Source organism: Bacillus sp. S14(2024) (assembly GCF_050473785.1).
GTDB lineage: Bacteria > Bacillota > Bacilli > Bacillales > Bacillaceae_G > Bacillus_A > Bacillus_A yunxiaonensis.
Window position 1 is genome coordinate 3,730,959 of sequence record NZ_JBFLUP010000006.1, and the last position, 23,462, is coordinate 3,754,420.

Below are 23,462 nucleotides of genomic sequence, written 5' to 3' on the forward strand. Positions count from 1 at the left end.
TACAATAATGGTAAGAATATTCATTTTATATAAATTAAGGACAGATTTTTTTCATATTTATAATGAAATAAACGTGAAACTAAAAATTCTGAAGGGGTAATCGGTATGAAAATTGCAATAATTGCTGACATTCATGGAAATAAAGATGCCTTACAAGCTGTACTAACAGATATTAATAACCGAGGGATTCAGTCTATTTATAATTTAGGGGATAGCTTATATGGTCCTTTATTTCCACTGGAAACCTATGATCTTTTAATAAACCAAAACATTCAAAGTATTAAAGGGAATTGCGATCGAATTTTATTAGAGCCTAATACGTCTAATTTAACAGTTCAATATGTACAGAATTTATTAAAGGATGAGCATAAAACGTGGATTTCTAATTTGCCTAATTTCTTACAAACAGATGATTTCTATTTTTGTCATGGAACACCTACAAGTGATGAAATATATTTGTTAGAGGAAATGAACGCTAGTGGACCAGTGCTTAAAAAGACAGAAGATATTATGAAATTAGTAAGTGGTATCCCACAAAGACTTATTTTTTGTGCACATACACATATACCAAGAGTCATTTATCTTCCAAATGATAAAATAATTATTAATCCAGGAAGTGTTGGACTACCAGCTTATGAAGATGAATTACCAATCTATCATAAAATGGAATCAGGTTCACCATTCGCTAATTATACAATTGTTACAAAACAAGAAAATGATTGGATGATAGAGCAATTACATATTCCTTATAATCAGGATAGAGCAATTAACAAAAGTGAAAAAAATGGTCGCTTAGATTGGGCTAGAGCATTGAAAACAGGAAGAATTTAAAAGAAGATGTGATAATCGAATTAAACAATTTCATTATCCATTTTTTTTAAAATTATGATGTGATTGATTGAAATGTAAACAACTTTAAAAAGCCTTACTAAAAATGAAATGTAGTAAGGCTCTAACTATTTCAGGTGAAAATCAACCGACTTTATTCTTTCTACACAAATAATATTCGTCGAAAATACACTCTAATGTTTAAGTACGATTATTCATAAACTATTAACTAAAAGTCTATATTAGAACGAATTGTTAACTGTATAACATAGCCTATTTAATGAATAACCCTGCCACTTCTTCTTTATCGTTAAAGCTCACTGTGAAAACGCGATTTTCTTTACTGTATTTCGCAACAAGAATAACGACATACAGACCATCTTTTTCTTCAACTGAAGATTTATCGATTTTTTCGAAAGTACCAGATTTCTCGATAATAGGAGTAAGCTTTGTCATTTGATCTTCTGGTAATCCTGCTTTCATTTTATTATCAAACATTTCGTGTACTTCTTTATACTTACCTTCATTTAATAATGACACGATTTTTTCAGCCTTCGTGATATATTTTTTTGAAGCGGAGTCATCCACTTTATTGCCACCACATGCTACAAGTGCAAACACTATCATAGCGCTCAAAATAGGTAATAAAATTCTCTTCATCGCAATACTCCCTTTCTTTTTATCCATAAACTATAATTGAAAACAGCTACCGCAATAACCGCTAGTGTAACTTCCACAATAAGCAGACTACTTTCTTTCGGCACATATAACGGTAAAATACCAACCAGTGCATCTACAATCCCATGGATCATAATTGCGAGCACAACATAAAGAAACCTCTTTCGCACAACGCCTTGTAATACAATAATCGAAAGGCCTATATGCAATAACATCGCAAAGAAACGTTCAATACCACCGATAAAATAGGTATCACTGTTTGCGATAGCAGTTGGTGAGAACAATAAGAACACCGCACTACTACCGAGAAATAACACAGCTTCGATGCCACCATGCCCTGCACCGAATAAAAATCCGGACTGCCAATCCCGTTGCTTCATAAAAAAGCGCATAGCGATAAAACGAGCCAGTTCTTCAAAAATACCTGCCGTTAAACCGATAACTATAGCAAATAAAACAGGTTGCATGGCGCTAAACATTGAATAGGCTGTGCTATGCTCTCCTAAATATTTTATTATTGGTACGCGGATCAATACTTGTGATACAACAAATGCCAGTCCCCCTAATACAAATGGAATATATCGTTTCTTGGAACATGCATATAACAGTGCAGTCAGTGGTAATCCTATGCTTATAATCGCAGCAAAAATAATACTAGCCATCTCGTTCCACCCCTTGATTGAAGTGTATAAAAGACAGCGTATAAAGTATGTAGTTTTGTCATACTCGGTTCATTTTTCATCATAAATGGTCATTTACTATTTTTTAAGTATTAAAGTTTGAGTGAAATACGGAGCTGCAAAAGTTGTTTCTAACATTGCATGATCTGTTTTATCAATCATACGCTTTAACGAAAACAGTCCATAACCCCGGCTTCCTTCTTTACTAGAATAGCGCTTCTCGTATATTTGCTGTAAATCAACCGCTTTATGCTTACAACTATTGCGCACAATAAAATATTGGCGTTCCTCCATTTCAAAGAAGGCAATTTGCAACATTTTATCCTTACTACGAACCGTTTCCTCAATCGCATTATCCAATAAAATTGAAATGGCACGAATAAAAGTAACAACAGGCATTGCAATCGTTTCAATCGTTTGTGGGATATCAATCATCACGTTCACTTGTTGTTGCTGAGAAGTAACCACTTTTACACTCAACACACTTTTCACTTCGGGGATATTGACCCGAGATAATTTCACAATATCCAACTCGCGATTGTTTATCAATTTTGAGGTAGGAGCGATTACATCATAATAAACGTGTTCAATTTGCGTTACATTTTTCGTGCGCACGCCTTCCTCTAACGCCAATAACACATTCATATAATCATGACGGAAGCTGGCCAATTCATCATGCATAAGTTCTAACTTCTCTACATAATCCAGTAGTTCCTTATCTAAACGCTCCTGATGTTCTTCTAATATCTTTTCTTTTGTCAAATGCGAGCTTATTAACACAATCAACAGCAACACAAAAAATAATATGATTGCTGCAATATAACTTATTTCTCCATACTGTTGATGTAATGTAGCCAATAAATTGGTGGAGGGCGCAGTCAAAATTAGCTCTATGATGAGCCCTATAACAAGTAGACCATAGCTTACATAATAAAGGGGGCTAGCTACAATAAACTGAGCAATCTTTTGAATCCGCTTATACCACAGTGCAATGCCAAAGACAATTACAATCGAAGCGATGAGATGAATTACGCTGCCTGTCCATAAATACAAATTAAATGGTGTTAACATAAACAGCTTCATCCCAAAATCCAGTAACACCATTTTTACTAATGTAATGCTTACCATACTGACTAATGCAAAGTATAAATTTTGCATAAATGTTAATTCGTCCTGTATCAAACCTAAGCTTAATAGAAACAGCAACAATATAATAATATTAAATTCAGGATAACCTGTTACTGTCACAACAATCCCAAGTAAAATCATAAAGACAATGCTTAAAGCGATTACCATTGTATAGGACAGGCGATTGTAACGAATTAATTGAAGGTATAATAAGACATGACTAATACCAATCAGCCCAAACGCGACTATATCATAAACATACATTACAGCTCACCCTTTAACAGTTGACGTACTTTGCGCACTAAACGGCGCGACACAGGAATGCGTTTGCCACTTTTTAAAATAATCATTTTTTGCGCCGCATCATAGGAAGACATTTGTCCTGTATTCACGATATACGATTGATGACAGCGAAGTAAACGTTCATCTACTGTTTCAATTTCTTTTAATGTGCCATAAAAATAAACGATACGGTCTGTCGTCACTAAAGCTAAACGATGCGGCTCATCAGTCATAATATATTCCACCGTTGCAAACGGCACACGTACAGTCGCATTCGTGTTTTCCACAATAAAATCATCAGCAGGAATAACAGCCATGTTGCGCGCTTGATATTGAAGTAAACATTGTTCAAACACGCGGCAGCGTTCATCATAAGGCAAACCTTTATCAATAAATGTTAAAGCCGATACCATGTATTGATACGAGATTGGCGCAAATTCGGAATGCGTCGTCACAAACACAATAATGCCTTGCGCATCATATTTGCGAATCTCTTGTGCGACTTGTAACCCTTTACGCTCCTCACTCTTAATCTCAATATCTAAAAAATAAATCGGTACATAAGTCGTCAGCGGAATTTTTTCAATAATGTGTTCACTTTTACTTGTCACTTCAATAAAATCGTACGGCAGCAAATATTTCTCACAAATTCCCTCCACCAGCCGCTTCACATGCTGAGCTTGAACCACATCATCTTCCAAAATAAAAATACTCATACTTATCACTCACTTCAAAATAATCTATAAATAGAATAACACGATTACTCTCATTCGTTGAACAATACTTCCCCAATCGTTTTTCCATGTATAGAAACGGGTAAAATAAAGTGAAACTTCCAGCAGTAGGGTCTTACTGCCCATTCATGCGGGGATAAAAAAATAACTCCGCATGAATGGCTAAAACGGTACGCCCTTATTTCATAGCTACAATAAAGCCTCAAACAAGTAAAAATATAAGACTGAAACTATAACGGTTTTACAGGTACACATATTTCACAATAATGGTTGTTAATCATCTCAGCCGTATATCTTTCTAAAATCGGTTTATTGTCAATTTGATACCCATGGCTGTGTAAAGCTGGAAAAATTTCAGCCCATGCTTTTTGAATATCTTCCGCTGTATGTTTGACTCTGCAAATAACATACTTTCCACCAGAAAGTTCACTTTCGCAAATTGAATCATCCATTTGATAATCCTTTGGAATCACAATACAAGCATCATATCTACAGTTTTCAGGAGGTGTTGTTTCGGGGTTATCTTGTGGAATCCCAAGTATAATTGCCGATTTAACAAGATTTTTCTCCTCAGCCCACTTCTTTAACTTTTCCATTGCTTGAATGTTAGCAGGACCATATGGACCAACTTGTCGCACATATGCAATGCGGTATTTAGGAAGAGTTTCAATTTTCATATTCATAGTTTCTTTTTCCTTTCTCCATTCATATTTGCTACATTTCAAATGCTATTATGATATAAAAATATAATCATTTTTTTAAAATTGATAATTTTCTTATTAAACAAAACGAAACTTCCATCAATAGGAGTCTTACTGCCCGTTAATACGAGATAAATCACTATCATTTTCAATCATATCTTTCAAATTCCTTTCATTTAGTCCCTTTTGACAAAAATCAAATTTCGTTCCTCTTATTCTTTTTACTCGATCCACCACTTGACCTAAATGATACCCAGTATGTTCAACAAGATGAAAGAGACTATGTATATCAATCTCTATCTTATTTTTACTATTTACGGCTTTCGCAAACGCTCTTTTCCAGTTATCAAAGGTCTCTTCAATAATTGAATATAAAGCATTTGATGGTATGTCTAAATGAGGAAAATACTCTTCAATCCCTTCTTCAAACTTTATATCCGGATTCGCGTACCGAGCTGTATTCCTTTTTATATGCTCACAAATGTGTAAGACGATTCCACCGATTGAATTCATTCCCTTTTCTTGTTCCCACAATTCTTCGGTATGTAAAGCTTGAATTGTTTGAAGTAATTTAGGCAGATAATGGTCGCACATACGATGATATGTAATTTTAAAAACCAATTGCATTCTATTCACCTCATATTCAGCATAATCTCTAACTAATTCGCTATCACAAAGAACTGAACCTTGAAAAGAAACAAATTGTAATTTTTTCAAAACATATAAAACGATCCTTCCATTCATTTTTTTCCAGAGGTGATTGAACGATGAATAGTAAAATACATGTATGGCATACAGGGCAAGTATACATCGATCAAGCAATGGCATTTCAGGAAAAAACTTTGCACCCTATGCCTTATACTGGCTGGCTAAGAAGTTCCGCTAAACAAAGATGGGTACCTGTCTCCGCGTACTTGATTGAGCATCCAAAGGGATTGGTTTTAGTCGACACAGGATGGCATGAAGATATAAGAACAAATCAGAGAAAACATTTAGGATGGCTTACTTCTACTATGTTTAAAGGCACTTTACCAAAAGGACAGTCTATTGCGGAAAGACTTCAAGCGAAGGGAATTGACCATAAGGATATTGATTATGTATTACTCACTCATCTTCACTCAGATCACGTAAGCGGAGTAAAGCACGTGGCAGATGCAAAACATATTTTAACAAGTAAATTAGAATGGGACGCCGCCCAAAAAGGTGTTGGATATATTCGGCCCATGTGGGAGGGTGTAAACATCAATACTTTTGAATTACAAAGAATTCCGCACGGCCCCTATCAGCTAGGATATGATTTATTCCACGATGGTTCTCTCTATTTGGTACATACCCCTGGACATAGTAAAGGACTATTTTCTGTATTAGTACAAACGAATAGAGGTTGGGTATTATTAGCTAGTGATGTCGGCTATTCAAACCGGTCCTGGGAACAAAATATATTACCTGGAGTGACCGTTGATAAGGTTGCTGCTCAGAAATCTTTAGATTGGGTGGGAGAATTTAGAAAGAGAGACGATTGTGTGCAAGTGATGGCAAATCATGATCCAGCTATTCAGGAGCAAATTATTCAATAATAAAAATACCTTCTCTAAGACTTTAGAGAGGGTATTTTTATTTGTTAGCTTAATGGGCATGAAGCGCTCCCTCGATAACACCTTCACTTTAAAAGGATTGGTAAACGTTTTAAGGTTTGTTCATTCTCTAATAGACAATTCTCTAGCTGAAAAGATGGTGAAAGTTTTATTTCTTTATGTTGTTTAATGAAGGTTGTTAGAGCGATTGTAGCTTCTAATCGTGCGAGTGGGGCACCTAAGCAAAAGTGCGGCCCTTTTCCAAATGTCATATGCTTGTCATTACCTGGTCGATGTATGTCAAAACAGCTAGCTTTAGGGAACTGTTTCTCATCTAAGTTTGCGGCACTTACCCACGCAACAATCATTTGTCCCTTTTTCATGTTTGGTCCAAATATATTTGTATCCTCCGTTATTCTACGTGCCAATACGACTGGAAAACGATAGCGTAAAACCTCTTCAATTGCTTGCGGAATATACTCTAGATTTTCACGTAGTTCGTTATACGTCCCTGGTTTATCAACTAAAAAACTATAAAAACTATTTATGATTAAATTTGTCGTTGTTTCATTGCCAGCTGCCAGCAAGCCAAGTGAAAAATCTACAATCTCTTCATCTGTCAATCTCTCTCCCTCATATTCAGCTCTTATTAAATCTGAAATAATGTCGTCTGTTAAGTGGTATCGTTTTTCTTGGACAATGGGAAGAAGATACGTTTTAAATTCTTTCATAGCGATTGCTTTTTGTTGATCTAAATCAGAAAATTTCTCTCGACTATATGGCATGAATAAAATATCGGACCATCGTTTCACCTTTTTTAAATCTGTTGTAGGGACACCTAATAAATTAGAAATGACAGTTACAGGGAATGGGGCTGCTAAATCTTCTACAATATCAATTTCATCACGATTTTTTAGCTTTTCTATCATTTCATTTGCAAGTGATTGTATATGTGGTTTCCACTCAGTTAAACTGCGCGGTGTAAATGCTTTTGAAACGATAGAACGAACATTGCGGTGTTCAGGAGGATCAGAAGAATTTATATTCATTCTCGTTTCTCGTTGTGGAAATGAAAATTGCTGACGATCTCTTCTACTTGAAAATAAACGATAGTCAGATAAAACACGGTTCACATCATCATACGAAAACACATTCCATACATCTTGATCTGCATCATAATAAACAGGATGATTCTCTCTCATATACTGATACCAAGAATATGGATTCCAAAGCTCATCTTTTGTTTTTAGTTTGGAAATTTCATGAACTAAAATTACACTCCTAGGTGACTTCATAAATATCTCCTCCCTCTTTCTTCAAAATAGAAAGTAACAATTCAATTTTTCTAAGTTGCATAGACTAACATACTTTATTCTAACACGCGAAGAGGAAATGTTTATTTTTGGAAGGTTGAGAAAAAGATTTTGGCACAAAAAAACGACCCGCATTGCGGGATCGTTAAAGTCTATTTCTCTTTCAGATGTTGTTGTAATTCGTCTATGACTTTTTGTAAAACAGCGTGCTGTTCTCGTGCTAGTACTAATTCTTCCTTTACTAAAGTCAACTCTTCCACGACTGTATTATGAGTCTCACTTATAACCTTTTCTACTTTTTGTAAAGTATCGTACTGTTCTCGTGCCAGCGCTAATTCTTCCTTTACTAAAGCCAATTCTTCCATCACCGTATCATGAGTCTCACTTATGACTTTTTCATCTTTTTCCCCGGCGATTCTTGCCACATATCCTATCACAGGTAAGGCAACGCCTTGAAAGATGGTCTGTATCATGTACTGTACCCATTCTACAAGATTATTTGGATGCTGAAAGAAAAGCGGCACAATTACAAGCCCAAAAATGATATAAAAGCAAGCCATTGTAGAAAACCATAGGGCCAGTTTGTCACCAAGCCATGCATTAAAGCGTCTTATCATTTATCACTCCTTATCTAAAATAAAGTTGCTCTTTTGTACATTTGAAGAAAAGAATTTGCATTCTGTTCCATTTGTTTTGCTATTTAAATGAATTTATCCCGCTACTCGTGGGCAGTAAGAGCCCGATTGGTGAGAGCTTTCCATCAATCTTTTTTACCGTGTTCCAATGACTTAATAAATAGAATGACAGCATTGATGAGAAGATATACAATTGCAAATCCCCAAATGGTTTGCTCAACAGGTGGAAATTTCGTCTTATAAATAAACGGTCGAACGCTCACATAAATAAAAGCATGATATAAGATTAACCAGTTCATCCACTTAAGGAATGATCTCCAATTTTTCACTGTGATTCCGGCTACAACAACAAGAATTGTAAAAAAAAAGAAGCTAAGTAAAAGTCCTGTTAAAAATCCTGTCAATTCATTAATCATTCCCATTATCAAAAATGTCACATCCTTTCCTGCATAGTGTACTATCATCCTATGCAAGAAAGGGACAAGCTGTTTGTACAAGTGTACTTTGTAAAAAAATATCATATGTGATTCGTGTATATGTCAATTTGGGCATCACTTTACCAAGAAATAAAGTGAAACTTCCATCAGTGGAGGGTCTTACTGTCCAAAAATAGCGGAATAAAAACCACATTACCTCTAGGATTGTAGAGATGATGTGGTTTCACTTTTACAAATCTACAATCCCAAAAATTCGCTTTTTTGTTAGTGATTAATCAATAACTAATAATCAATTTTAAATACATCATTATTCTCTGCCCATAGTTTTAATCTAAATTTTCGCCTTCTGCTTTTTTCATTTTTTCCATTAAGAAAGTTAATGTTTCTTGTAACCCCTCTTTATAAGGTGTAGCTATAATTTTACCTATTCTATTTTCATATTTTTCTCCGCTTAGAATAAATCCTTCTTCTGTAAGATACATTATTTCTACTACTTCCTTCATAACTGGATCAAACAATCCACTTATACGAATTGCACTTTTATTTAATGGAATAACTAATTTCTTATTCCCAGTAATTTCACGTGCAAGTTTTATTATTTCTCTCCCTGAAATTAATCCAGCACCGGGTATATTCCAATTCTCTCCATAAGAGTCATCTTTGTTTGCTATTTCCACAATCATCTTTGCAGCATCCGGTAAATAAACATATTCTCGTGGTGTTTTTAGATTACCAATAAAAATAGAAATTTTATTTCCGGCCAGTCCCGTCAATGTAGGGTGTAAATAAGAGTTCTGCGAAGTTATACCATAATAGTCCGGTAACCTAACAATTAATGCTTTTGCATTTTTCCATTTCTTATCGAATATTAAATTTTCAAATTCCACCCTAATCTTCCCTTTTTTTGTATGAGGTTGTTTTGGATGATTTTCATTTCCCTTAGCTACTTGACGACCATAAACATATATTCCATCTACAATAACTATTTTCTTACCTAAAAAATCTGCTGCCTTCATTACATTTTCTCCAAGCAAAAGGAGCTTCTCCGCCATTTCGTGATATTGAACATTTGCACATTGGAATATAACCTCTGCATCTTTTGCTGCCTCAATAATGGTTCTGTAATCGAAGATATCACCCAGCTTATAAGTTAGTAGTGGTGTAGAGGCATGCTCTTTCATTAATTCTTTTAATTTATTTTCTGAACGTCCAAACGCAATAACCTGTATACCTCTGGATAGCAATTCTGAAACCATCGCTTGACCTGTTCCACCTGTTGCTCCTAAAACAATTACTTTTTTCATATTATAAATCCTCCTTATATTAATTAGTTAGTTATTTATCAATCAATAACAAATACTGAAATAAAAAACCGAAACGAATCGGTTATCTTATTTTGTTTCGTTATGAATGAGCTCTGGTAAATCTAAATAGTAGGAAATGTTACATAGTATTCCTCTAGCTAAGAAAGTTGTTACTTCCCTCTCTGCATTTGGAACATTTGCTAATTGGAACCTCTCCAAGATGTAGCTTCTAATACGAGACAAACCAGTTTTTGTACAACTTCTTATTGCATCTTCTGTAACTGAAAGCCCTATTACCTGTAAGGCAATTTCATTAGGACGTGATATAGACAATTTTTCATATGCCTCAACCATTGCAAAAACAATTTGTTCGGGGCTTGATTCCACATTTTTAAATGTTTCAAGTATCCTTTCGAATGCTCGATCCAAAGCTGCGACAAACAACTCTTCCTTTGTTCTAAAAAATCTAAATATATAAGGCTGGGAAATACCAGCTTTTTCTGCAATTAATGCTGTAGTGGTATTATAATAACCTTTTTCTGCAAACACCTCTAATCCAGCTTCAAGGATTTCTTCCTTTCGATTTTCCTTTCTCTGATTCATTATATGTCAGCTCCTTTAAATTTGTTATTGATTGATTACTTACTTGAATAATAACTGATTCCTACTTAAGATTCAATGCTTCAACGATCTCCTTTTTCCAATTTTTCTTTCCCTAATTCATTATATGCCAACTTTCTTAAATTTGTTATTGATTGATTACTTACTTGAATAATAACTGATTCCTACTTAAGATTCAATGCTTTAAACATTTCTTTCTTTTGATTTTTCTTTCCCTAACTCATTATATGTCAACCCCTTCAAATTTATTATTGATTGATTACTTAAATAATAACTCATTCTTATTCACTCTGCTTTTTAGTTTTCGAGGAAACTAAAGTCAGATATAGCTATTCAGAAACAAGCGATTCAATAGGAAAAACACATCGAGTCACTATCACAAACGAATCAAAAGTAAAATAAAAACACATCATCTCTAAAACTTTAGAAATGGTGTGTTTTTATTTTACGCTAACGCAGATGCATGCTCTTGCTGATCAACGGGAACGACAGCATCTGTTAATGCTGCGTCTAATTCCGCTGCATACTTCAGCCTCTCTTCTCCGCTCCAGTTTAATGTCGCTGCCATGTAATTGATTACAGCATCTTTCCATTTATATACCCAGTGAATGTTAAAGAACACTGCTCCCATACGGCGTACGAAGAAATCAACTGGCTTTGTTGTCATTTCATATTCCATTGCGTATACGAGTGGCAGAAGTACGTCAAGCGGCATATTGTAGCGCTCTGCCTCTCCTTTATATTCTTTCGCTAATTCGAAGAGAACATCAACGTTCGAACCGTAGAACTTTGCAAATTGTTCTGCTTGCTCTACTGTTAAACCGTATTTCTTTCCTTCTTGTGCTTTTTTCGCAATGAATGTTGGGAAGTTTTTAGAACCGCCGACATGACCGCCAGAGATTGGCATATGCTTCGTTGAGCTTACAGGGTATGAACCGTGACCTTCTTTTTGCATGAGAGATGTTACATAGTCGACAACCATCTCTGCCATTTTACGGTATCCTGTTAACTTTCCGCCGGCAATTGTGATTAAGCCAGATTCAGAAGTCCAAATTTCATCTTTTCGAGAAATTTCAGATGCACTCTTTCCTTCTTCATAAATTAATGGACGAACGCCTGCCCAGCTTGATTCAATATCTTTCTCTGTAATGTTTACGCTCGGGAACATGTAGTTAATCGCATGAATAATATAGGTGCGATCTTCTGTTGTCATTTTTGGCACTGCCGCATCTTTATCATAAAATGTATCTGTTGTACCTACGTATGTTTTACCTCCGCGCGGAATCGCAAATACCATACGCCCATCTGGTGTATCAAAATAAATTGCTTGCCCTAATGGGAAACGTTTTTGATCAATGACAAGGTGAACACCTTTTGATAACTGTAATACTTTCCCTTTTTTCGAATTATCTTTCTCACGAAGCGTGTCTACCCAAGGGCCTGACGCGTTAACAATCTTTTTACCGTACACTTCATATACTTTTCCATCTAATAAGTCGACTACACGTACGCCGCATACTTTTCCATCTTTGTATAAGAAGCCGTCTACTTTTGCATAATTGACTGCTTTTGCACCATGCTTAATCGCTTCTTTCATGACTTCAATTGTTAAACGTGCATCATCTGTACGATATTCTACGTAGTAACCACCGCCTTTTAATCCATCTTGTTTCACAAGCGGCTCTCTCTTCATTGTTTCTTCGCGGCTAAACATTTTTCTGCGCTCACTTCTCTTAACACCTGCTAAAAAGTCATATACGCGAAGACCAATTGATGTACTAAATGCACCGAACGTACCGCCTTTATGGAACGGAAGCAGCATCCATTCTGGTGTTGTTACGTGGGGACCGTTCTCATATACAATTGCACGTTCCTTCCCAACTTCAGCGACCATTTTCACTTCAAACTGTTTTAAATAACGTAAACCGCCGTGAACAAGCTTCGTGGAACGACTTGATGTACCTGCTGCAAAGTCTTGCATTTCAAACACAACTGTTGATAATCCGCGTTTTGCCGCGTCTAATGCAATACCAGATCCTGTGATTCCGCCGCCGATAACAATGATATCTAACTCTTGTTTATTTACTTCATTTAAAACATTTTGACGTTGTTTACTTGAGAATTTCATGGTAATTCCTCCTTTTAATTACGAAAAAAAGAGACCACAAACATCACCATAGAATTGCTTCTATAGCGTGTTGTGGTCTCTCCAAATCTCCTACCGAATTATTAACTTATCATCATTATAACACTGTTTATCATTATTTAAAAGCTTTCGTTGCTTCAATTGCTTTTTTCCAGCCAGTATATAGCTCTTCACTTGTACTCGCTTCCATTGCTGGTGCAAAGCTCTTATCCATATTCCACTGTGCTGCAATTTCCTCTTGATCTTTCCAATATCCAACTGCAAGACCCGCTAAGTATGCTGCTCCTAAAGCTGTTGTTTCATTTACTTCTGGACGTTCTACTGGCACACCTAAAATGTCGCCTTGGAACTGCATTAAGAAGTTATTTTTCACTGCGCCGCCATCTACGCGTAATGTTTTTAATTCAATGCCCGAATCTGCTTCCATTGCACATAATACATCTTTCGTTTGATATGCTAACGATTCAAGTGTTGCACGTACAAAGTGCTCTTTCGTCGTACCGCGTGTTAAACCGAATACAGCGCCGCGTACTTCACTATCCCAGTAAGGTGTTCCAAGTCCAACAAATGCTGGTACAACATATACACCGTCAGTTGACGCAACGCGAGTCGCATACACTTCACTTTCACTTGCATCTTGGAACATACGCAGTCCGTCACGAAGCCACTGAATTGCAGAACCTGCTACGAAAATACTACCTTCTAATGCGTATTCTACTTTTCCGTTTAAGCCCCATGCAATTGTTGTTAATAGGCCGTGCTCAGATGCTACTGCTTTTTCACCTGTATTCATTAACATAAAGCAGCCTGTTCCGTATGTATTTTTCGCCATACCTTCACCGAAGCATGCTTGGCCAAATAATGCCGCTTGTTGGTCACCTGCAATACCCGCAATCGGTACATTTTGACCGAAGAAATGATAATCAACTGTATGACCGTATACTTCAGAAGATGGACGTACTTCCGGAAGCATGCTCGCTGGTACTGTTAACATTTCAAGAAGCTCTTCATCCCATTTTAATTCATGAATGTTATACATTAATGTACGAGATGCATTGGAATAATCTGTTACGTGAACGTTACCACCAGATAGTTTCCATACAAGCCACGTATCAATTGTTCCGAATAATAATTCACCGCGCTCTGCTTTCTCTCTTGCACCTTCTACGTTATCTAAAATCCATTTTACTTTTGTTCCAGAGAAGTATGCATCAATTAAAAGACCTGTTTTTTCGCGAACCATATCGTTATAGCCTTTTTCTTTTAGTTCGTCACAAATTTCAGCTGTTTGACGAGATTGCCATACGATTGCGTTGTATACAGGTTTTCCTGTTTCTTTTTCCCATACAACTGTTGTTTCACGTTGGTTTGTAATCCCGATACTCGCAATTTGCTCTGGTTTTACGTTTGCTTCGCTTAAACAGCTTGCAATAACCGCTAAAATCGATCCCCAAATTTCTTGCGGGTTATGCTCAACCCAACCTGGTTTTGGAAAATGTTGTGTAAATTCTTTTTGCGCAACATGTACAATTTTACCTTCTTTATTAAAAAGAATCGCACGTGAACTTGTTGTTCCTTGGTCTAATGAAAGAATAAATTTCTCCATATCTATTTCCCCCTTATGCTACTTTTCTACTATTTGTATTTTTTCCGCTCTGTTTGCTTGTCATATAAGAGATTGCTAGAACAATCACCGTTGCAATTGTTACATACATAAGTGCTGAGTTTTGCTTTCCTTCAAATACAACTTGATGGAATAACCCTGCTAATGATCCGCCTAAAATCGGTCCTACAACCGGAATCCATGCATATTTCCAGTTCGATCCGCCTTTTCCCGGAATCGGTAGAAGGAAGTGTGCAATACGAGGCCCTAAGTCACGTGCTGGATTGATTGCGTAACCAGTTGTTCCTCCTAATGATAAACCAATACTTACAATTAAGAAACCTACGACAAATGGATTTAAACCATCTGCAAATTTATTTGCACCAATTGCTAAAATACCAAGTACTAAAATAAAAGTTCCAATAATTTCACTTAAAAGGTTTGCAAATGTATTTGGAATTGCCGGTCCTGTTGCAAATACGCCTAATTTTGTGCCTGCATCTTCTGTTTCTTTCCAATGTGGTAGGTAATGTAAATATACGATAACTGCTCCAATCATTGCCCCAATCATTTGTGCTGCGATATACATAGGTACGTCGCTCCAAGGAAATGCTCCTTTAAACGCAAGTCCAATTGTTACCGCTGGATTTAAATGTGCTCCGCTAATTGATCCAACTGCATATGCAGCTACTGAAACCGCTAAGCCCCATCCCATTGTAATCACGATCCATCCTGAATTTTGCGCAAATGATTTCTTTAAACTTACACCAGCACAAACGCCGCCGCCAAGAATGATTAGTAATGCTGTCCCTATTAACTCCCCTAAAAATGGTGACATATGATCCCTCCATAATCAAATTAAAACGCTTACAGTGAAAGAGACAAATTGAATGGCCATTCATTTTTTTCAAAAGAAAAAATCCACAAATGCACGTTTCTATAGAAACATAGAAACAATGAAATGTGGATCTCTTCTTTTCTCCGTCACGTTTATTAACTTGTTTATAATGTTAACCGTAAATGAAAGCGGTGTCAATTAAATTTTTTCACATTTTCGTCACTTTTTATGAAAATGTTTCCATAGTTCTTTTTTCGACGTTGTAATCGCTGTTGCACCAGCCTCTAACGCCCTTTCCACATCATCAACCGTACGAATAAATCCACCTGCTAAAATAGATAATCCGGTCCGTTCCTTCATTTCCGTAATTACGTCCGTTAAAGCTCCCGGCAACACTTCAATGTAATCTGGCTTTGTCTTTTCTAAAAGAGCACAACTTTTCTCCATTGCACTAGAGTCAATTAAGAAAATGCGTTGAATCGCAACGACACCTTTTTGCTTCGCTTTCATAATCACACTTGATTTCGTAGATAACAAACCATATGGACGAAACTCTTGGCAAACATACTCCGTTGCATACGCATCACTTTGCAAACCATGAATTAAATCAACATGTAAAAACACCTTTTTACAATGCTGCTTCGCAAGGGTCACTACACTTTTCAACTGAGCGACATGAATATCTAAAATTACAATATATTCATACGAACTATGTAACAGTTTCTCTAAATCTTTTATTTGCCGAACAGCTGGCAATATTTTTTGTTCATGAAATTCCATTCAAAAATCCCCTTCTTTGTGTCTTCCTATTTCTTAATAGTACACAAATTAAGGAAAAAGAAAAGATAGTACAATGAAAACTCCTGTCTTTTTAGGCGGGAGCAAAGATATCGGCGCTTCGACATGCAAGTAGTCGGGCCACTGAAACTGGATCATATCGAAAAATTGTATATGTATCCTTCACTTTTGACAGGTATTAGGCTGTATGAATAACTAAATTATTAAATTAAGAGGAATGAACGAAACTCCTTTTCTAGGCATAAGTTAACAAAAAAGACCTTGAGAGGAGAAGAAAAATGAACCAACAACAATACGTAATAAGAACAGAAAAGATACCCGTTCAATTCCCTCCTCAACATCAGCCATTTCATCCAGGTTTTGAATACTTAATGGTACCAAGACCTATTTCAGAAATCGGCACCTATCGAGCAGCAGGCAAATTACAGGGAAAAGTAGCCATTATTTCAGGTGGAGATAGCGGGATTGGAAGAGCAGTTGCGTATGCATTTGCTAAGGAAGGGGCAAATATTGTTATTGCGTATTTAAATGAGCATATTGATGCATTAGAAACGAAACAACGTGTTGAGCAACTAGGACAACGCTGCCTTGCCATTGCTGGAGATTTAGGACAAGAAAAAACAAGCCATCAAGTGGTCCAGCAAACCTTATATGCATTTGGCAAAGTAGATATTATTGTAAATAATTGTGCGGAATCTTTCCCGAAAGACCGAATAACGGAAATTACCGGTGAGCAACTTCTACGAGTTTTTCAATCCAATGTTTTTTCTTTTTTTTATTTAACGAAGGCCGCTTTACCTTATTTAAAACAAGGTAGTTCGATTATAAATACAGGATCCGCATCCGCATATGAAGGACAGCAGGGAAATCTTGATTACGCTACAACAAAGGGAGCCGTTATTACATTTACCCGATCACTAGCCCTCGACTTAGTGAATGATGGAATTCGTGTAAACGGTGTTTCGCCAGGACCAGTTTGGACACCCATCATCCCTTCAAGTTTTCCTGCTGAAGAAATGATGAGTTTTGGTTATGGGACACCAATGAAGCGAGCCGGTCAGCCGTATGAACTTGCCCCAGCGTATGTGTATTTAGCCAGTGATGATTCGAGTTATGTCACTGGTCAAATCATCCATGTCAATGGGGGGATGAGAACAAGCAGTTAATAACGCCAAAAAAGGATGAGGAAAGCTTTTAGAAAATGAGTGTTATCTCAATTATTTGAAGGTTGGAGTTCTCCGAAGCTATATACATTCAGCGTTTGCAGTTTCATTTTAATCAAACTTTATTCCAATCCAACAAAAATAAAAAGAGCTGACTTTTTTGTGGTCAGCTCCCTTCTTATATAAATTATTGTTGGCAAGCAGCCGTTGAAACTTGCCATTGTACACCGAATTTATCTTTCAATTGGCCGTATAATGGGCTCCAGAAAGTTTCTTGAAGCGGCATGATAACTTGACCGCCGTCCTGTAATTTTGCAAATACCTCTTCTGCTTTTTCTGCACCTTGTATGTGAATTGCTATAGTCAATTGTGATCCAACAACTTCGTCCGGCTGACCTGGGAACGTATCAGAAATCATCAGATCCGTATTCCCAATTTTTAAATGTGCATGTAACACACGATCTTTTGCCTCAGCAGGAATCGGGAACTCCGGATTTTCTGGCATACCTCCAAACGTTTGAAGGCTTTCCACTTTTGCATCCAATGCATTTTCATAAAACTTAACCGCTTCTTGCCCATTACCATTCGTCACTAAATAAGGGTTAATACCTAAAATCATCACAAACACCTCTTTCTAAAATGTTTAACATATGTAACCACAAAACAGAACATATGTTTCTATTTTATTTTATCATATATTACTCGTTTATGGAACTCTTTTACTTCATTTGTGCCATGAAAAAAATCGACACTTCCTATGAGGGATTTAGCCTTAACGTACAAAATTCGCAAAATGATTGTTAAAGTACGGCATCCTTTCGCATACACACGAAAGTGTTCTAAAAGAGGAAATGCCTGAATGAAATAGAAATATAATGAAAAGGAGATGAGTAGATGAAGCTGAATCATTTGAATTTATGTGTTGATGATTTATCGGCAGCGAAAGCTTTTTTTGAAACATTTTTTGATTTTCAAGTTTTAGAAGAGAAAGGAAAAGCTCTTGTAGTGATGAGTGATAATGATGGATTTATTCTTGTATTAAGTGATCCAAAAGCGTTTAAAGGGGGAAAAGATGCGACATACCCAGAAGCTTTTCATATTGGTTTCTTAGTAGAAGAACCAAATAAAGTTGATCAAGTATATACTCGCTTAATAGAGGGCGGTATTGAAATAGATAAAGAACCTTACAAGATGAGAGGTAGTAGTTACGGCTTCTACTTTACAGTATTTAATGGATTGTTAATTGAAGTTTCTTGTCTTGACTATAAAGATGGTAAAAGAATCTCCAAACTTAATGTTACGAAATAATCCTACTTTTAACTTTTATTATGTAAAAAAAGGCTCTCTAAATGTAAAGAGCCTCTACTAACTCAGCAGTATATCTAAAAACTTTAAATACAGTCTTCAAAATTATTTCTCATTTAAAGATGAATTGCATAATATGCAATTCATCACCTCTTCAAGTACTAAGTCAGGGGTTAATACTTCTTCTTCTGTACGCCATCCAATGAATCCATCTGGTCTTACGAGCACAGCCCCTTCAGGATTTACTCCATATAACATCCCAAAAATATTGTCCTGATCAACAAAATCTCCTGTTGGACAAACGCAGTACACATTTATGCTTATTCCTAAATGAGAAGCAACAGTATGTGCCGCAGTTGACCAAGAGTTATGTTCTGAGCCAGTAAATAGTACAAAGTTTTTACCCAGTAAATCAAGTATGGAAATACGCTTTCCTTCATAAGTACCCCACATATGCGGAGCGCGTGTTCCTGGTCTTCCGCTGAGTTCTAAAAGATCCATCCTATGTGGAGTTGAATCTTGATCGATAATTGCTGCCGAACAGTATTTGTAACCTACAGTAACAGCTAGGCTATCCATGTTATTCAGATTATCCTCTTCTTTATTCGCAGCACGGAGCAATATACTGCTTGCATAATCCGTAGTTAATTGTACAACGGGATGCCTCTCCTCATGGTAGGTTTCCAGTAATTTCGGATTCGCTTGATCATGTATAACAGCAGCCAATTTCCAAGCTAAATTGTGAGCATCTTGAACACCTGTATTTGAACCAAACCCTCCCGTAGGCGGCATAAGATGAGCAGCATCACCAGCTAAAAAAACACGATTATCCTGAAAACGTACCGCTGTACTTTCTGTCGCTTCCCAAGGTGAAATGCTTAGTACTTTCACATTCAGATTTGGCATCCCAATGGCTTTTTGAACAATTTTTTGACAACGCTCTGCAGAAAAATCTTCTGGTGTTTCCCCTTTTAAAGGATAATACATAACATGATAAATCCACCGATTGTTATTATTAACTGGAATAAGTGCACCGACAACTTCAGAGTGTAAAATCATCGAGAAACCAAAAGCATCTCCTTGTATGAGATCGCTCAAATCCGCTTCAAAGTAAATGTTTATATAATACCCTCCGATATTCCCACGACCAGTAGTTGGAATGTCTGCATGTTTACGTATAGAACTTTTGGCTCCATCTGCTGCAATTAAATAATCGCTATGAATCATCTGTTCTTCCTTCGTTTCACGATCTCGTACAATAGCAGTTACTCCTATATCATCCTGCTTGTAAGAAACAAGTTCATGATTAAACCACAGCTTCCCGCCTAATTTTTGGGCCTTTTGCAGCAGCATCGGTTCTAAATCAATTTGATAACAAGCTGTTACCTTTGACGGACTAATCTTTCTAATTATTTCGGACATACTTTCATCATTTTCGGCCTGAGCTATTCTAGCCCTTTTTAACTCTTCAGGATCTGCTTCAGCCATTGTATTTACAGCAATCCTTCCACGGCAGTTCTCTAGTGGCTTTCCTGCGGCGCGAATGTTTTTTTCTAACCCTAATTCTCGAAATAATTCCATCGTACGAAAAGTAATGCCCCCTGCCTTCGGATGAATAGCAGTCGTAGCATGCCTTTCAATAAGTAAATAATCAACTTTATGACGCGCAAGAAATAATGCAGAAGTTAGACCTGTCAAACCTCCTCCAATAATTAAAACTGGAACGTGATTAGATCTCATGTATATGCCCCTCTCATACAGTACTTACGTAAATTCCACTGAGCTCAGTAGCCTAAATATAATAAGAAAATTCCAAAAAATATAGACTTATTTTTCAAAATTATTTATCATATAGATAGAGTACGCCCCAAAATACATTTATATATATGTAAGAAGAGCATTCGTAAAAGCCCTTCAAACTGGACATCCAAAAAGAAAAGCTGAAATATCTTATTTTGATTAAAATAAGATATTTCAGCTTTTCCTTTTTATAACACCGTTTTCGTAAGAATTGTTGCTATCTTGACCATACTATACTGGTAAAAGGTTGACTTTCAACTAGTAAATTGGAGTTAAAGGAGGGGTAACATGAGAGATGAGTTGAGTATAAATATCTATTTAGATGAAACTGACACCCCATTTTCAAGATATTATAGCTCAGATGATGTTCACCTAAGCTCTGACCTTGAAGATTTTCTTTTGTCAAAGCTGCACAGCGGCAAAAGAAAAGAAGTAGACATATTTTTTTTAGGTCAGAATGATTTTGACGAAAAGTCATTGCAGACTGCCACAGTTAACACTTTTTCTAACCTCTTGAACGAAGAGGAATATACATATGCTAGAAATGTCAAAAAGGCTATTGTTTTGTTTGTGCTTGGTATTATTGTTGGTTTGATATACTTGAAGCTTTCAAGCACTCATGCTTATACTGCAGGAGTATTAAGCATTGTGTGTTGGGTTTTTATTTGGGCAGGTACAGAAGTTTATTTTTTTGAAAATCGGCAAATCAAACAAAAAATTAGGAAATGCCAGAGCATTCTAAATGGTAACGTGAGCAAAAAATAGAATTTTAGTAAATACTCACATTTGTGAAGCTGATTTCCGGATTCTATCTTATGCATTGATTTGGGTTATTGTTTGGACTTGGAAATCGCAATGAAGATGAAATAGAAAAATCATGTTTTGAAAAAACATTTTATTAAAAATCAAGAAAATGATTAGAAATCTTTAAAATTAAATAGTGTAAAAAGAAAGGATAGATGAACAAGAAGGAATACCTGCTTACATCTATCCTTTTTTGTACAACCAATGACCTCATTTACCATAACAACATTTTTCCTACATCCTTGGATTTTCCATATCATTATTTGTCATTAAGATGATAGCATAGTTGAACAACGCCAGAGGAAAACCTTTTTGTATGAACCAGTTTTAGATTCACCCTCTGCTTTATATCAATAAACAAGGGTTTTCCTTCTCCTAAAATAACAGGGTGAACAGATAATCTAAATTCATCAACAAGCCCTAAATTGATAAAAGTTGTAATAAGGCTCGCTCCGCCATAAAGCCAGATGTCTTTACCAGGCTTATTCTTTAATTTATTTACTTCTTCGGAAATATTATCGTTTATTAATGTTACTTTATTATCAGTCCTTTTTTGCGTTCTGGAAAACACATATTTCTCTTTACTATGAACTAATTTCCAAATTTCTTTTTCGGTATCAGAAGCTTCATTTTCTGGAGTATATTGTCCCCATAAATCATAGCTTTTTCTTCCGTATAAAATAGTATCAATATGATGTAAGAAGTGAATGAATCCCATATCAGAGTCCATGATGCACCAGTCTACTTCCCCTTTTTTCCCTTCAATAAATCCATCTAAAGTAACTGCTAAATCTAAAATTATTCTTCTTGATCTTTTGTTATTGGACATAGTTTTTCCTCCTTTTACTCCTAAAAAATTGTTTCTTCCACCAGGATTTTGTATATTTCTTCATATTTGTCGGTCGTATGCTTCAGCGTAAAGTTATTGAACTAATGTTAGTTCAATAAAAGCAGTTAATACTTTTCTCTTGTCTCATTAAAAAATATTTTAGACTATAGAAAAAAGTATTAGATTATTAAAAAATAGTTGTAAACTGAAAAGATGTTTTCTGTGTAGCGTGAAATTTTTAAAAATCCCTTTAGGATATCTGAAGGGATTTTCCATTTACATAATTCTTGTTATCGGTAATTAAGTATCTGATCTTTAAGGAATTCAACTGATTCATTAGACTTTTGTTTCAAACATCGCTGGAATATTAATTTCTTTTACACAAGAAGCCTTAGAAAGATTAATTACACATCTAACCAATAAAACAATATCTTGGAGTGGAATTTGTGTGCCATTATAAGTCGATATAACTTTTTCTATACCGTCTTCATAAGGAATTTGTGTAGCTATTTCACCTGGATTGATACATGTTACACCTATGCCATACTTCTTTAGATGCTCCCGTAAAGAATTGCCGATACCGCGCAATCCAAATTTTGAAGCCACAAATGAAACTTGCGTAAAATCAGTATTTTCTAGACCAGCTGTTGAACCTATCAGCAAAATTTTCCCATTTTCTGATTTTTTTAGATTAGGCAACAGCCTTTGTATACAAGTAATTGTGGAGATTACATTAACATTGATAATTTCTGCAATTTCCTGGGGATCATCTTTCTCAAAATTATAATCATCTCTAAATCCATTTTTCTCCCATATTCCGACATTATATATTAATACATCTATGATATCGTCATTTAAAAAACGAGCAATCTTATCGCATGAAGTAGGTAATGATAAGTCAGCATCTATCCAAATTCTATGGATTCCATCATTAATTTTCAAACTCTCTGGGCGACTTCTAGAGACGATCCACACCTTATCGCCTCTATCAGGTAATCCTTTCACAAAAGCATCTCCTAATCCTTTGCTTGCTCCAAATATAATAAAATTTCTCATGATTTCCTCCTTTATTAGCATTATATTTAATTCTGTTTCACATAAGTTAAACTGTCTGTAAAATACAATGTTGTATATCATATTTATGTGAGATTTACATAACATATCATTTTTCTAATGGAACAGTAAGACCCCCACCTCAAGATTCAGAGAAAATTGAGATGGGGGATAACTGCCCGTAAAAGCCCGATTGGTGAGAGCTTTC

At 35.9% G+C, this 23,462-nt stretch carries 24 protein-coding genes; 5 read left to right on the forward strand and 19 right to left on the reverse strand.

Features of this window, described 5'->3' with window-relative positions; genetic code table 11:
- Positions 1 to 105: 105 nt before the first annotated feature.
- Entirely contained in the window at positions 106 to 831 is a 726-nt protein-coding gene (locus AB1279_RS18975) for a metallophosphoesterase family protein (protein WP_429751640.1), read from the forward strand.
- Positions 832 to 1,101: 270 nt separating this feature from the next.
- Here AB1279_RS18975 and AB1279_RS18980 read toward each other — a convergent pair whose 3' ends face one another.
- From AB1279_RS18980 to AB1279_RS19005, 6 genes are all read right to left on the reverse strand, one after another.
- On the reverse strand, positions 1,102 to 1,488 hold the full coding sequence (locus AB1279_RS18980) for a DUF3887 domain-containing protein (protein ID WP_429760369.1): 387 nt from the start codon (positions 1,486 to 1,488) through the stop codon (positions 1,102 to 1,104).
- The gene (locus tag AB1279_RS18985; RefSeq protein ID WP_429760371.1) at positions 1,485 to 2,168 is read right to left on the reverse strand and encodes a YhfC family glutamic-type intramembrane protease; all 684 of its coding nucleotides are present in this window, start codon (positions 2,166 to 2,168) and stop codon (positions 1,485 to 1,487) included. Before AB1279_RS18985 ends, AB1279_RS18980 begins: the two co-directional genes overlap by 4 nt.
- A gap of 96 nt (positions 2,169 to 2,264) precedes the next feature.
- Positions 2,265 to 3,578: a GHKL domain-containing protein gene (locus AB1279_RS18990; RefSeq protein ID WP_429760373.1), complete on the reverse strand. Its 1,314-nt coding sequence runs from the start codon at positions 3,576 to 3,578 to the stop codon at positions 2,265 to 2,267.
- Positions 3,578 to 4,312 carry a response regulator transcription factor gene (locus AB1279_RS18995; RefSeq protein ID WP_429760374.1) on the reverse strand — a complete coding sequence of 245 codons (735 nt, stop codon included), beginning with the start codon at positions 4,310 to 4,312 and terminating at the stop codon, positions 3,578 to 3,580. Before AB1279_RS18995 ends, AB1279_RS18990 begins: the two co-directional genes overlap by 1 nt.
- A 248-nt stretch (positions 4,313 to 4,560) precedes the next feature.
- On the reverse strand, positions 4,561 to 5,013 hold the full coding sequence (locus AB1279_RS19000; RefSeq protein ID WP_429760376.1) for an AraC family transcriptional regulator: 453 nt from the start codon (positions 5,011 to 5,013) through the stop codon (positions 4,561 to 4,563).
- A gap of 129 nt (positions 5,014 to 5,142) precedes the next feature.
- Complete coding sequence (locus AB1279_RS19005; protein WP_429761484.1) at positions 5,143 to 5,658, reverse strand: hypothetical protein; 516 nt, start codon at positions 5,656 to 5,658, stop codon at positions 5,143 to 5,145.
- 140 nt (positions 5,659 to 5,798) lie between these two features.
- Between AB1279_RS19005 and AB1279_RS19010 the strand changes: the two genes are divergently transcribed.
- Positions 5,799 to 6,608, forward strand: coding sequence for an N-acyl homoserine lactonase family protein (locus tag AB1279_RS19010; RefSeq protein ID WP_429760378.1), 810 nt, complete (start codon positions 5,799 to 5,801; stop codon positions 6,606 to 6,608).
- A gap of 83 nt (positions 6,609 to 6,691) precedes the next feature.
- Here AB1279_RS19010 and AB1279_RS19015 read toward each other — a convergent pair whose 3' ends face one another.
- From AB1279_RS19015 to AB1279_RS19055, 9 genes are all read right to left on the reverse strand, one after another.
- Complete coding sequence (locus AB1279_RS19015; protein WP_429760380.1) at positions 6,692 to 7,900, reverse strand: cytochrome P450; 1,209 nt, start codon at positions 7,898 to 7,900, stop codon at positions 6,692 to 6,694.
- Between the two features lie 170 nt (positions 7,901 to 8,070).
- Positions 8,071 to 8,535: a hypothetical protein gene (locus AB1279_RS19020; protein WP_429760381.1), complete on the reverse strand. Its 465-nt coding sequence runs from the start codon at positions 8,533 to 8,535 to the stop codon at positions 8,071 to 8,073.
- Positions 8,536 to 8,678: 143 nt separating this feature from the next.
- Positions 8,679 to 8,981: a hypothetical protein gene (locus AB1279_RS19025; RefSeq protein ID WP_429760383.1), complete on the reverse strand. Its 303-nt coding sequence runs from the start codon at positions 8,979 to 8,981 to the stop codon at positions 8,679 to 8,681.
- A 335-nt stretch (positions 8,982 to 9,316) separates the two neighbouring features.
- On the reverse strand, positions 9,317 to 10,294 hold the full coding sequence (locus AB1279_RS19030) for an SDR family oxidoreductase (protein ID WP_429760385.1): 978 nt from the start codon (positions 10,292 to 10,294) through the stop codon (positions 9,317 to 9,319).
- An 87-nt stretch (positions 10,295 to 10,381) separates the two neighbouring features.
- Positions 10,382 to 10,897 (reverse strand): TetR/AcrR family transcriptional regulator, encoded by a 516-nt coding sequence (locus tag AB1279_RS19035; RefSeq protein WP_429760387.1) that lies wholly within the window; start codon positions 10,895 to 10,897, stop codon positions 10,382 to 10,384.
- 463 nt (positions 10,898 to 11,360) lie between these two features.
- Entirely contained in the window at positions 11,361 to 13,043 is a 1,683-nt protein-coding gene (locus AB1279_RS19040; RefSeq protein ID WP_429760388.1) for a glycerol-3-phosphate dehydrogenase/oxidase, read from the reverse strand.
- Between the two features lie 133 nt (positions 13,044 to 13,176).
- Complete coding sequence (gene glpK / locus AB1279_RS19045; RefSeq protein ID WP_429760389.1) at positions 13,177 to 14,667, reverse strand: glycerol kinase GlpK; 1,491 nt, start codon at positions 14,665 to 14,667, stop codon at positions 13,177 to 13,179.
- Between the two features lie 13 nt (positions 14,668 to 14,680).
- Positions 14,681 to 15,502, reverse strand: a complete 822-nt coding sequence (locus AB1279_RS19050; RefSeq protein ID WP_429760390.1) for an MIP/aquaporin family protein — start codon at positions 15,500 to 15,502, stop codon at positions 14,681 to 14,683.
- A gap of 219 nt (positions 15,503 to 15,721) precedes the next feature.
- Entirely contained in the window at positions 15,722 to 16,282 is a 561-nt protein-coding gene (locus AB1279_RS19055) for a glycerol-3-phosphate responsive antiterminator (protein ID WP_429760392.1), read from the reverse strand.
- A 296-nt stretch (positions 16,283 to 16,578) separates the two neighbouring features.
- Between AB1279_RS19055 and AB1279_RS19060 the strand changes: the two genes are divergently transcribed.
- The gene (locus AB1279_RS19060; protein WP_429760394.1) at positions 16,579 to 17,466 is read left to right on the forward strand and encodes an SDR family oxidoreductase; all 888 of its coding nucleotides are present in this window, start codon (positions 16,579 to 16,581) and stop codon (positions 17,464 to 17,466) included.
- Positions 17,467 to 17,650: 184 nt separating this feature from the next.
- Here AB1279_RS19060 and AB1279_RS19065 read toward each other — a convergent pair whose 3' ends face one another.
- A complete protein-coding gene (locus AB1279_RS19065; protein WP_429751668.1) occupies positions 17,651 to 18,082 on the reverse strand; it encodes a VOC family protein in 432 nt (143 codons plus the stop codon).
- Positions 18,083 to 18,357: 275 nt separating this feature from the next.
- Here AB1279_RS19065 and AB1279_RS19070 point away from each other — a divergent pair, with 275 nt between their 5' ends.
- Positions 18,358 to 18,771: a VOC family protein gene (locus AB1279_RS19070; RefSeq protein WP_429760395.1), complete on the forward strand. Its 414-nt coding sequence runs from the start codon at positions 18,358 to 18,360 to the stop codon at positions 18,769 to 18,771.
- A gap of 102 nt (positions 18,772 to 18,873) precedes the next feature.
- Here AB1279_RS19070 and AB1279_RS19075 read toward each other — a convergent pair whose 3' ends face one another.
- A complete protein-coding gene (locus tag AB1279_RS19075; RefSeq protein WP_429760397.1) occupies positions 18,874 to 20,508 on the reverse strand; it encodes an FAD-dependent oxidoreductase in 1,635 nt (544 codons plus the stop codon).
- 348 nt (positions 20,509 to 20,856) lie between these two features.
- Between AB1279_RS19075 and AB1279_RS19080 the strand changes: the two genes are divergently transcribed.
- Entirely contained in the window at positions 20,857 to 21,333 is a 477-nt protein-coding gene (locus AB1279_RS19080; protein ID WP_429760398.1) for a hypothetical protein, read from the forward strand.
- Between the two features lie 298 nt (positions 21,334 to 21,631).
- Here the strand turns inward: AB1279_RS19080 and AB1279_RS19085 are convergent, their stop codons facing one another.
- Both AB1279_RS19085 and AB1279_RS19090 read right to left on the reverse strand, forming a co-directional pair.
- On the reverse strand, positions 21,632 to 22,201 hold the full coding sequence (locus AB1279_RS19085) for a dihydrofolate reductase family protein (RefSeq protein WP_429760400.1): 570 nt from the start codon (positions 22,199 to 22,201) through the stop codon (positions 21,632 to 21,634).
- A gap of 336 nt (positions 22,202 to 22,537) precedes the next feature.
- Complete coding sequence (locus tag AB1279_RS19090) at positions 22,538 to 23,257, reverse strand: SDR family NAD(P)-dependent oxidoreductase (RefSeq protein WP_429760401.1); 720 nt, start codon at positions 23,255 to 23,257, stop codon at positions 22,538 to 22,540.
- Positions 23,258 to 23,462: the final 205 nt, after the last annotated feature.